Source organism: Sphingobium sp. WR1 (assembly GCF_059693745.1).
Genome location: NZ_JCATID010000051.1, coordinates 1 through 10,600 on the forward strand (window position 1 = coordinate 1; position 10,600 = coordinate 10,600).

Below are 10,600 nucleotides of genomic sequence, written 5' to 3' on the forward strand. Positions count from 1 at the left end.
CCATGCTGCCCAACAGCTTGTCGAACATCGTCAGGGTGGCGTCGGTCAGGCTTTCCTCAAGCCGGATGCCGGTTGGCCCCTGTGCATTGTAGGGACACAGATTCACGGTAGCGGTTTGATGAGCAGGGGCATGAGGCCGCTGGCGTCGAGACCGAGGTGATCGGACCAGACGTAATCGCCGGCGAGATTGATGCGATCCCATCCCAATGGTGAGAGTCGGGACAGCATAGCCGGGTCGATCTGGCTTCCTCGCTGGCGCATTTCGTCGACGGCGCGCCCCAGATAGCGGCAGTTGAAGAGGATGATCGCTGCGGTGACGAGGTTGAGCGCAGCCGCGCGGGTTTGCTGGTTCTCCAGGCCACGGTCGCGGAAGCGACCGAGCCGATGGAAGGCGACCGCCCGCGCCAGGCTGTTGCGCGCCTCGCCTTTGTTCAATTCGGCGGTGACAGTGCGGCGTAGCGCTGGATCGTCGAACCAACGCACCGTGAACAGCGTGCGCTCGATCCGCCCGACCTCGCGCAACGCCGCGGCGAGGCTGTTCTGCTGGCGGTAGGCGGACAGCTTCTTGAGGATCAGCGAGGGCGTAACGGTGCGGTTACGCATCGCGCCAATGACACGTTCAATATCGGGCCAGTGGCTGGCGATCAGGTCCCGGTTGAGCCTGTGACCGAACAGTGGCGCAAGCCTGCCATAACGCTTCGAGGGCTCGAAAGCGTAGAGGCGCCGGTCGGACAGGCGGGGAATGCGCGGCTCGAAATCGAGTCCGAGGAGATGCATCGTCGCGAACACGATGTCGGAAACGCCGCCTCCATCGACGTGCAGCGCGGTCAGATCGGCGTTGCTGTCATGGCCGAGGATGCCGTCGAGCGCATGGATGGCTTCTCCTGCCGTGCCGGCGATCACGGTTTGGTGCAGGGGCGCGTAGCGATCGGTGATGGTGGTGTAGATCTTGACCACCGGGTCGCGACCATAGTGAGCATTGACCGCTCCGCCGGCTTCGCCCGGCCCGCCCAGGTAGAAGGCCTGGCCATCTGCGGACGCCCGGTGCCCTGACCCAAACCAGGCGGCGATCGGCTCGGCGTGGATGGCGTCGGTCAGACAGGCGAGCGCCGCCCGAAAGGTTTCCTCGCGCATGTGCCATGTCTGCATGCGCAGCAGCGCGCGGCGTGACCCTGCGCCGCATACCTCGGCCATGCGCGACAACCCAAGATTGGTCGCTTCGGCAATCAGGGTAGCGAGGAAAGCCCGCTCGTCTCCAGGCGGCAGCCCGGTCGAGACGTGCCCGAAGTGCCGGGTGAAGCCGGTCCATCGTTCGACCTGCGACAGCAGGTCGGTGATACGCGTGGCAGGCAGCATACCGTAGCAGGCAAGCGTCAGATGCCGTCCTTCGTCGTCCTTGGCATCATCGTCCTTCGGTTCCTTGGGAAAGCGCAATCGCTCGCCAGCGAACAGGGCAGCATCGCGTCCGGCCAGATTGTGGGCGACGTTGCGCAAGGCGCTGTCGAGCTGCGCGGCGCGCTGATCGAGCCATGCGTCTGGATCACCGAGCGAGAACGCCGGCTGCAGCGCCGCGCCGCTTGATGGCGCGAGCAGCACGTCCAGCGACCTGTGCAGCCGTGACCGCGGCACCCAGATATCACCCGATGCCAGTGCATTGGCGAGCGCCCCGTAGGTCGCCATCTCCCAGTGCGTCCGGTCGATCTTGCCGGCAACCACGACATGGCGGTGCCAGCGCCGCTCGATATGGCCGAGCGGCACGTCGGCAGGGAGCGGCTTGCGCCAGTCGCCATCAAGATCCGACAAGACCATCATGGCGTTGCGCAATGCCGCAGTGCCGGCCCTGCCGTGGAAATCGAGCGTTTGCAGAAATTGAGGCCCTGTTCGCTTGAAGGTTCGGTACTCGGCTGCGATCTCGCTCAGCACATCGTCCCTGTGAGGTGCCGCGGTACGACGAATGATCGCGGCATCGGCATCGAGCATGTCGAGAGGCATGATATCCCTGAGGGCTGCGGCGATATCTTCGCCGGCGCGTGCTGCCCGGCTCACTGTTTCCAGTACAGCGGCGATGCGCATCAGACGGTCGCGGCCTTCGCGTCCTGAAATTGCGACCCTTTGCTCCAGGCGTTTGCGGGCACGAAGATGAGCGCGTCCCATCAAGGCGGCGAACATGGCGATCGCCGCGTCGGTAAGCGTGGCCTCCAGATCGCGCAGCGTAGCAAGCAGGATGACCCGCCTGCGGGAGGTGCGCATCTGTTGGAAAGCCTGGGCGGTATAGCGCACACCTTCGCGGGCGAACTGCGTCAGGCGTGGCTCGTGCACGGGATCGACCGTGATACGAGAGATACCAGTCCTATGAATCAACGCGACCTTCTCTAGAATTTCGGCGAGCGAGGCTGACGCGACGCGGGGCTCCGGTTCGCGCAGCCAGGACAAGCGGCTCTGTCGATCATGCACCTTCTCATCGACCAGCGCATCGAGACGCTGACGCATGTCTGCATCGAGATTATTGTCGACGGCGGCGATCAGATCGGCTTCCGCCCGAAGCATCGCCTCGGCCGTCATCCGCTCGACTACGCTGACGCCAGGAATGACGATGCGCCGCGTGCGCAGCTCGTCGAGCAGTCGATCGAGCAGAATGCGCCCGTCCACGATGGCCATGGCTTCGGTTTCCAACCAGTTCATCATGATGCCGCGCGCTGGCCGGCTCAGATCGGTGAATCCGAAGCGCGCCTTGATGGCGGCAAGCTGATCGTAGCGGGTCGGCGCTCGCCGCGCGAAGTCGGCGACGACGCCTGCATCCACCCCGACCTGCTCGGCGATGTGGTCGAGCATGATCGCAGGCAACAGCTCGCCTGCACGTAGATGCCGCCCCGGGTAGCGCAGGCAGCAGAGTTGCAGGGCGTAGCTTAACTGGGTTGCCGGAGTGCGTGCGGTGCCGATCGCAGCAAGGTCCTCGGCATCGAGGCCATGGTGCCGCACTACCGCCGCTTCGCTGTCGGGCAAAGCAAGCAATGCAGCGCGCTGCCGCTCGGTCATCGGGATGCGGGCAGGCATGTTTCATCCTCCAAAAACCTCTTGCCTTTTGGCACCTTAATGAAAGAGGATTATGAAAGGCGGAAGGCTGCGGAAATGCGTGCATGCTGTTCCCGCCTCAGGATACGACCGTTTGTGAAAGATACTGGATGACACGCGAACCCTATCTGATCGGCTATGCCCGCGTGTCGAAGGGCGACGACCAGTCGAACGCCGCGCAGCGGCGCGCGCTCGATGCAGCCGGCTGCAAGCGCGTGTACGAGGAGACCGCCAGCGGCGGGCGGTGGGACCGGCCCAAGCTCCTGGAGATGATCGGCCAGTTGCGCGACGGCGATGTCGTCGTCGTCTGGAAGCTTGACCGACTGTCGCGCAGCCTGAAGGACATGCTGCACATCATGGAGCGGATCGAGCTGGCAGGCGCAGGCTTCCGCTCGCTAACCGAGGCGATCGACACCACCACTGCGGCAGGGCGGATGATGATGCAGATGGTCGGAAGCTTCGCCGAGTTCGAGCGCGCGATGATCCGTGAGCGCACCAGCGCCGGCTTGGCTCAGGCGCGAGCAGAAGGACGGATCGGCGGGCGTCGGCGCAAGCTCGGCGACAAGCAGCGTCGCGAAATCGCCGAGTCCGTCACTTCCGGCCGCAAGTCCGGTGCCGAGATGGCACGGCTCTACGGCGTCAGCGAACCCACAGTCTCGCGCATCGTCGCCGCGCACCGCCAGCAATTGGGGCAACAGCAGAGGGAACAGGCATGAAGCGTGGTCACGATCTGTCCGGCGTTATGAAATTCGCCACCTCGCCGGCCTGGGCCGATCATCTTCGCGATGCGCTCGGCGATCATTTCGGGCTGGCGATGGAGGAGTTCGACTTCGAAGCGGATGAGCTGGCGGACATCGTCGGCGATCATTGGGCGGGCGTGTTGTGGGGATGCGCGTTCGAGGATCTGCTGACGCGCACCATCCAACCCGGGGACCGGAACATCGTTGATGACTATATCCGGCGCCGGGGCTGGAACGAGAGCGGCCCGACCAAAATCTACCTGCGTGCCCTTCGATCGTCGGTGATGAGCCTCCACGAGGTGAGCGAGGTCGAGCCCGGCAGTGGCTTCCTCGTGCGTGACCTGATCCGGGGCGGCGAACCCCTTAGAGTATCGGAGCGCAGCGCCTCGCAGACGCTGAAGCAATGGGACAGGATCGGTGCCCGCGTCGTGCAGGTCGGAGGCAAGCACCTCCTGTCGGGCGGCGTGTTGTCATTCACGATGGAGGCGGCCGAGGCGCTCGTCGCCGATCTGCGGCGTTCGAAAGGCAAGCGTAGCCCAAACACCGCATTGAAGCTGAACCCCGACGATTTGGCCGCACTTNTTGTCATTCACGATGGAGGCGGCCGAGGCGCTCGTCGCCGATCTGCGGCGTTCGAAAGGCAAGCGTAGCCCAAACACCGCATTGAAGCTGAACCCCGACGATTTGGCCGCACTTCCGGCACTCATCAGCACCGCATGGCTGTTCGATGTCGTTCCCAAGACCATGGGACCGGCGTCCATCCCCACGCTGCTCAACAGTGATGGCGAGGAGGTGGTGTTCCACCGCGTGCGCTTTCCCTTTGCACGCGGCGTGACCCAGGCGCTGGTCGGCGAGCGGCTCGACACTGTCCCTACGCTTCAGCGGGAAACCACGCACTTCTGGAACTGGCTGGGCGAAAAACCGGACGGAAAGGCGAGAAGCACTGGCCGTATGGCGTGGGGTGTGACGATGGCGAACGGCACCCCGGTGCTCGGCAATGTCGAATTGAAAGGCCGGGCTCTGGTTCTCGCCGTCACCTCGGCCGAGCGGGCGAAACGCGGTACCGCGCTCATCACCGATGCGCTCGCCGGGTTGGTCGGCTCGCCGCTGACCACGATCGAGACGATCGAACAGGCCATGGCCGCGCGGGCCGAGGGACTGACAACATCCGAACCGGCACCGGCCATTGCGCCAGAGGTGGCAACCCCGCTCGTTCATGCCATGCTCGACCGCCAGTACCGCGCGACGCTCGATGAACCCGTTGGAATGCTTGGGGACATCAGCCCACGTGCGGCCGTTCGAACGGCCGCAGGCCGTTATCGAGTAGCTGGGTGGCTCAAGCATCTCGAAAACCGTAGCAGCGCTCACCCCGAACCGAACGACCCGATGGCAACCTACGATTTCACCTGGATGTGGCGCGAACTCGGCATCGAAGACCTGCGGAAATAGTCCCCTTCCACTGACGCTGACGCCTACCGTGAATCTGTGTCCGATTAATGCATAAGGGCCATCTCCGGCAATCCGAGCCCGCACCTGATCTATCACTTCGCGCTGGTCTATTCCGGGTGGGAGCATGCCGAGGTCGTGCTGGGAGGAGAAAGCTTCACGGCGCTGGCCTGCGGCCTTCAGAATGCGCTGTGGCAGCTTGGCGGCGTGCCGCACGAGCATCGCACCGATAGCCTCTCCGCGGCGTTCGCCAACCTGGAGCAAGATGCCCAGGAAGATCTGCGGACCCGCTATGCCGCCCTGTGCGCCGATTACCAGATGGAGCCCACCCGCAACAATCGCGGGGTCGCCCATGAGAATGGGTCCATAGAAAGCCGTCATGGTCACCTTAAGGATCGGCTCGATCAGGCACTCCAGTTGCGCGGGACACGTGACTTCGCCTCCATCGAGGACTGGCGCACGTTCCTCGCCCAGATCGTGGGCCGCCACAATGCCCGGCGGCGCGATGCCTTGCGCATCGAAGCTGAGCACCTGCGCCCGTTACCTTCACGCCGCAGCTGCGATTATGATGAAGCTACGGTGCTCGTCACCTCATCGGGCGGCTTCGTGCTGCGCAAGGTCTTCTACACCGTGCCTTCCCGGCTCATCGGCCATAGCCTGCGAGCCAGGATCTTCGATGACCGGATCGACCTTTATCTGGCCGGGCAGCCCATCGAGACCCTGCCACGCGGGAGGGCGCCCGATCGCGGACGGGGCGGTCATGACCACGTAGTCAATTATCGGCACGTGATCCACAGCCTGCGTACCAAGCCCCACGCGCTGGCAAACCTTGTCTATCGCGACAAGCTCTTCCCTCGCAGCGAATATCGCCGCTGCTGGGATGCTCTGGAGGGTGCGCTTCCCAAAGCCGCCGCATGCCGCAGCATGGTGGGGCTGCTGTGGCTTGCGCATGACCAGGCCTGCGAGGCTGAGCTCGCCGCGACCCTGACCGGCATACTCGATGGCCAGGGTTTACCCGATCTGAGGGATCTGCAGGAGCGCTTCCAACGCCCCGGCAAAGAGCCGGCCGATGTGGTCGTCGATATTCCCCAGCCTGACACATACGACGATCTGCTCACCGCCAGGGAGATGGCCGCATGAGCATCACTGTCGACACCGCCCAGCTGCCCATGTTGCTTGGCACGCTGCGTCTGCCCACCATTGCCCGTCTCTGGCCGGACTTCTGTTCACGAGCGGACAAGGAGGGGTGGCCGGCTTCGCGCCTGCTGGCAGCCTTGGCCGAACTGGAACTCGCCGAACGCGAACAACGCCGGATCCAGCGCCATCTTACAGAAGCACGGCTGCCTCCCGGCAAGACCCTGGATGCCTTCGACTTCAGCCTCGTTCCCACCTTGAGCAAGGCCCAGGTCATGGCTCTGACCCAAGGAGATGCCTGGCTCAAGGCGGGCCACAATCTTCTGGCATTTGGTCCGCCCGGTGCCGGCAAGAGCCACGCCGCAGCCGCCATCGGCAACGAGCTCGTCGCGCGCGGATACCGGGTCTTCTTCACCCGAACCACCGATCTCGTCCAGCGTTTGCAGGCCGCACGTCAGTCCCTGACCTTGACCCAGGAGATCGCCAGGCTCGACCGCTTCGACCTGCTCATCCTCGATGACCTGTCCTACGTCCGCAAGGACCAGGCAGAGACCAGCGTCCTGTTCGAACTCATCTCTGCCAGATACGAAAGGCGCTCCATCATGATCACCGCCAACCAACCATTCAGCGGTTGGGATTCCATTTTTTTGGATAAGGCAATGACTGTCGCTGCCATCGACAGGCTCGTTCACCACGCCACTATCCTGGAAATGAACGTCGAGAGCTATCGCAGGCGATCCGCCCTGGCCTCAGCGACATCGCTCCGCGACAGTGCTCCTGATCCAGCGACATCGCCCAGCGACATCGAAACCATGCCAGCGACATCGCTGCGCGACAACGCCTCTTGATCCAGGCCAACCTCGTGTGACACTATCCCCAACGTCACCGCTGACACATCACCATCAATGTCGCTGACCAGTCACCGACGATGTCGCGCTACACGCATCCACGCTTTCGCCATGGCGGATTGCCAGATCGCGCCAGAACGCCGTTTCAGCGAACATTTCCTCGCGCAGCGCCTCTTCGATAGCGGTCTGACCGCTGGCGACGGCCTCGTTCTCCAGTTCCTGCAAAAGTGCCATCACCATACGGCCGGTGCTCAACCGATCCTGCAACAGCGACGTGAACACGTGATCAAGCTCGGCCCACCTCGGGGCACCCTCTTCCTGTAAAGCGGCCTGCGACTGCCGCCAGCGGCTAGATACCGCGATAGCCTTGAACGCGATCTGCGCGATGAGCCGCTCGCGATTGCCGATGTGGTAATTGATTGCCGACGGGCTCATTCCTGTCTTTCGCGCCAGACTTCGTGCGCTGAGCGCTGCCAGACCGCTCTCTTCGGCAAGGTCATACGCGGCCTCACTCATCCGCTCTGCCTGGGGCGAGGCTTCATCGGACATATATCGCAAGCGACTCAAACCTGACACCCTTCTGTACAGCCGTTCGAATTAAGCTCCGCCCGAATTCGGCTGGCTTTCCCAATCTAGATAGAGCCTCACCACACCGTTGCCAAGTTTGCTCCCTGAGCAGGACGGCATCGCGCATATCGCTTCGCCGACGGCGCATCCGCACAGGATACCCACGAGCGTTTCTCCGGCTGTCATAGAAGATTCACACGATACACCTACCTGTACAGCCGTTCGATTCGGGCAGGGGGTCCTATGAAGTATTCACACATCCATCGATGGGCGGGGTCCCGGCGTATGCCGCAACGGCCTGTCGTCTCCGACTAGGCCCCTCATTGTCCTGAGCGACGCGAGATCCACCCCCGATCCGGGCGGTGGCCGATGTCGCTCGCCCTCTTCTGACATACATGTTCCAAGGACTGATTTCATGGCCAGCTCATCGCAGCACAAGTTCCGCCGCGTTCATCTGCTATCCTCCGCCTTCGCTTCCCTGACGATCGCGGCTCCCCCGGCTTACGCCGCCGACGATCCTGTCGAGGCAGGTGGCGACATCATCGTCACGGCCCAGAAACGCGACCAGCGGCTGATCGATGTTCCATCGGCAGTCAGCGTCCTGTCTCCAGAGGCACTGCGCGAAGCGGGCGTGAAGGACTTGATCGACGCCTCGCGCCTGACTCCCGGCGTGGTCGTGTCACCCCAGATTTCCGGCGGTCGCACCATCCAGACCTTCACCATTCGCGGCATCGGCTATGATGATCCACGCCCCAACGGCAATCCGTCGGCGGCGGTCAGCTTCGACGGGGTCTATCAGGGATCGGGCGCCCTGGTCGGCGGCCAGATGTACGATGTCGAGCGTATCGAGATACTGAAGGGGCCGCAGGGCACGCTCTACGGCCAGAACACCACGGCGGGCGCCGTCAACATCATCTCCCACCAGCCGACCGACAGCTGGCAGGGACAGGGGCGGGTCGAATATGGCCGCTTCAACTCCTGGCGCGCCGAGGCGGGCATTGGCGGCCCGATTGCCGAGGGTGTGAAGCTGCGTCTCTCCGGCGTGTTCGACCGGACCGACGGCTTCATGACCAATATCGGCACGCATGGTGCAAAGGGGGTCGCGAACCCCGCCGTGCCCGCGCTTGGTGATCCCGGCGTCAACACCAAAGCCAACCGGTCGCAATATTATGGCGGCCGCGCCATCCTGCTGCTGGAGCCGACCGACGGCACAACGGTCACGCTTAATGCCCATGGTTTCCATGAATCCGGCGCGGTGCAATTTTTCGAGCGCACCGCCACGGTGCGCGGTTTTGCGCCGCTGGCGCCCTTTACGACCGATTCCGCCATCGATCCGTCGCTCGACAAGACCAGCTATGGCGGATCGGTCACGCTGAACCAGAAGATCGGCGGTGATATGCTGCTGGTCGCCATTCTCGGCTGGGAAAAGTTGAAGCAGCAATATTCTGCTGCGGGCGACGTGATTCCGACGCGGTTCCAAGACTTCATCTATCGCGACAATGTAGAGCAGGGGACGGCGGAACTACGCCTCCAGAATGCGACGCCCGGCCGGTTCGACTGGGTGGTGGGTGCAACGGCTTACAGGGACAAGGTGCGGCTGCGCAGTAACATCGACCTGACCGATTTCGTGCTGAGCGTGCTGTCCGCCGACTATATCCAGCGACGCCGCAGCGTCGCGGGATTTGCCGATGGCAGCGTCAGGCTGGGCAGTCACTGGAAGATCGGCGCGGGCCTGCGCTACACCCATGATGAAAGCCGGTTCGACGGATCGACCGTCGACCTCAATCCCTTCGGTGTGAGCATCGCCCCGGCCGTTTTCGGTCCCATGCCATTCAATTTCAGCCGGACCTTCTCCGACAACAGCCTGTCGGGCCGCCTGAATGTCAGTTACGAAATCTCGCCGTCCGCGACCGCTTATGTTTCGGTCAGCCGGGGGTTCAAGGCGGGTGGTTTCGACGGATCGACCTCCGTCACCCTCCCCGAAACCGATCCGTTCAAGTCGGAGCGGGTCTGGACCTATGAGGCGGGCGTCAAATTCCTGCCGCGCGGCGGCCCGGTGCAGATCGATGCGTCGGTCTATTACAACGACTTCACCAATATGCAGGCCAACCTCAACAAGCTCATCAACGGCATGCCCTCCAATATCCGCACCAATGTGGGCAGCGCTCGCACCTATGGCGCGGAAGCGAATATCACGGTCCGACCGCTACACGGGCTGGAAATACAGGGCGGCGTCTCGCTTCTCGATAGCAAAATACTCGACATGCGTTCGGACAATGCGGCGGAGAGGTTACGGCGCATCGGCAATGAACTGCCCTTTGCGCCGAAGATGACGCTGACCGGTTCGATCCGCTATGCGATACCGCTGGGCGGCGACAGGGTGCTGACGCCGTCGGTCAATGGCCGCTTCGTCGACGATTATTACACCGAACTCGACAATTACCAGCCGATCAAGGGCTATTTCCTTGGCAATGCGCAGATGGAACTGGCATTTGCCGAAAGGATGACGGTGGGGGCATGGGTTCGCAACTTCACGAACAAGCGTTATCCCTCGACCCTCTTTGTCGCGCCGCCGACCTATTCGCAGTTGAGCGGCGCTCCGCGCACATATGGCCTGTCGCTCGGCTACACTTTCTGATCAGCCAACCAACATACAAGCAACTATTGGAGTTTAACATGACCCTCCTTGGCCATTGGACGCGGCAAATTGCGTTCTCATCGGCTCTGTTGCAAACTCTGACACGGTTTCCAAGATTGGGCTCATGTACTGTCAAGGTCAGTTGCGATGAACGA

General features: G+C 62.9%; 8 protein-coding genes. 6 read left to right on the forward strand and 2 right to left on the reverse strand.

Annotation, left to right across the window (positions count from 1 at the left end; translation table 11 throughout):
* Window positions 1–102 precede the first annotated feature (102 nt).
* Window positions 103–3,054, reverse strand: a complete 2,952-nt coding sequence (locus tag AC58EF_RS27715; RefSeq protein ID WP_497279590.1) for a Tn3 family transposase — start codon at window positions 3,052–3,054, stop codon at window positions 103–105.
* A 128-nt stretch (window positions 3,055–3,182) separates the two neighbouring features.
* On the opposite strand from AC58EF_RS27715, the gene AC58EF_RS27720 reads away from it, so the two are divergent.
* The 5 genes from AC58EF_RS27720 to istB all read left to right on the forward strand — a co-directional run bounded on the left by AC58EF_RS27720 (window position 3,183) and on the right by istB (window position 7,240).
* Window positions 3,183–3,788, forward strand: a complete 606-nt coding sequence (locus AC58EF_RS27720; RefSeq protein ID WP_061939924.1) for a recombinase family protein — start codon at window positions 3,183–3,185, stop codon at window positions 3,786–3,788.
* Window positions 3,789–3,886: 98 nt separating this feature from the next.
* Window positions 3,887–4,462 carry a DUF7986 domain-containing protein gene (locus AC58EF_RS27725; protein WP_497279594.1) on the forward strand — a complete coding sequence of 192 codons (576 nt, stop codon included), beginning with the start codon at window positions 3,887–3,889 and terminating at the stop codon, window positions 4,460–4,462.
* On the forward strand, window positions 4,407–5,261 hold the full coding sequence (locus AC58EF_RS27730) for a hypothetical protein (protein WP_497279591.1): 855 nt from the start codon (window positions 4,407–4,409) through the stop codon (window positions 5,259–5,261). Before AC58EF_RS27725 ends, AC58EF_RS27730 begins: the two co-directional genes overlap by 56 nt.
* A gap of 135 nt (window positions 5,262–5,396) precedes the next feature.
* Window positions 5,397–6,398, forward strand: a complete 1,002-nt coding sequence (locus AC58EF_RS27735; RefSeq protein WP_497279592.1) for a hypothetical protein — start codon at window positions 5,397–5,399, stop codon at window positions 6,396–6,398.
* Window positions 6,395–7,240 (forward strand): IS21-like element helper ATPase IstB, encoded by an 846-nt coding sequence (gene istB / locus AC58EF_RS27740; protein WP_006949666.1) that lies wholly within the window; start codon window positions 6,395–6,397, stop codon window positions 7,238–7,240. The genes AC58EF_RS27735 and istB overlap by 4 nt, the downstream gene beginning before the upstream one ends.
* Window positions 7,241–7,294: 54 nt before the next feature.
* Here the strand turns inward: istB and AC58EF_RS27745 are convergent, their stop codons facing one another.
* Window positions 7,295–7,789, reverse strand: coding sequence for a TetR family transcriptional regulator (locus AC58EF_RS27745; RefSeq protein ID WP_006949668.1), 495 nt, complete (start codon window positions 7,787–7,789; stop codon window positions 7,295–7,297).
* A 433-nt stretch (window positions 7,790–8,222) separates the two neighbouring features.
* Here AC58EF_RS27745 and AC58EF_RS27750 point away from each other — a divergent pair, with 433 nt between their 5' ends.
* On the forward strand, window positions 8,223–10,445 hold the full coding sequence (locus tag AC58EF_RS27750; protein WP_497279593.1) for a TonB-dependent receptor: 2,223 nt from the start codon (window positions 8,223–8,225) through the stop codon (window positions 10,443–10,445).
* The last annotated feature ends 155 nt before the right edge of the window (window positions 10,446–10,600 follow it).